The organism is Saccharomonospora iraqiensis subsp. paurometabolica YIM 90007 (assembly GCF_000231035.2).
Taxonomy (GTDB): domain Bacteria; phylum Actinomycetota; class Actinomycetes; order Mycobacteriales; family Pseudonocardiaceae; genus Saccharomonospora; species Saccharomonospora paurometabolica.
In genome coordinates this window covers 127454-127879 of the sequence record NZ_KI912238.1, presented here as the reverse complement: position 1 = coordinate 127879, position 426 = coordinate 127454, and the positions used below count along the sequence as shown (strand labels likewise).

The 426-nt window shown below is 76.8% G+C and carries 1 protein-coding gene; it reads right to left on the bottom strand.

From position 1 onward, the window contains the following. On the bottom strand, positions 1 to 426 hold a 426-nt coding region (locus tag SACPADRAFT_RS27425), incomplete at both ends, for a glycosyltransferase family 9 protein (protein ID WP_040924292.1).

Here is a 426-nt window from a genome sequence, read left to right as displayed (position 1 = left end):
GCAGCGGTCCGCGCAGCGCGAGCCTGCCGTCGTCACCCGGCGGGAGCCCGTACCCGGCCCGGCGGACCAGGGACAGGGCCCGCTCGGCCTCGGGCGGGTCACCCGTGACCCGGTGCCGCACGTCGAGCAGGGAGCCCGGGTAGTCCTCGCTGATGCCGCCGATCCGGCCGACGCCCGCCATCCGCAGCACGAGCGCCAGCGGCAGCGGGGACTGGTGGAACGAGGTCAGGATCAACGCCGTGTCCGGCCGGAGGTCGTGCAGCCGTTTGACCAGGTCGTCCACCGACTCGGGGGTCACCGGCGGCGGCTCCGGGTCGATCCACGGGGCGCGGTACTCCACCACCTCGTCCACGCCCGGCAGCAGGTCCGCGGCCGCCCGTCCGCGCGGGCCCGCCAGCAGCACGACGTGGTCGGCGTGCGCGGCCA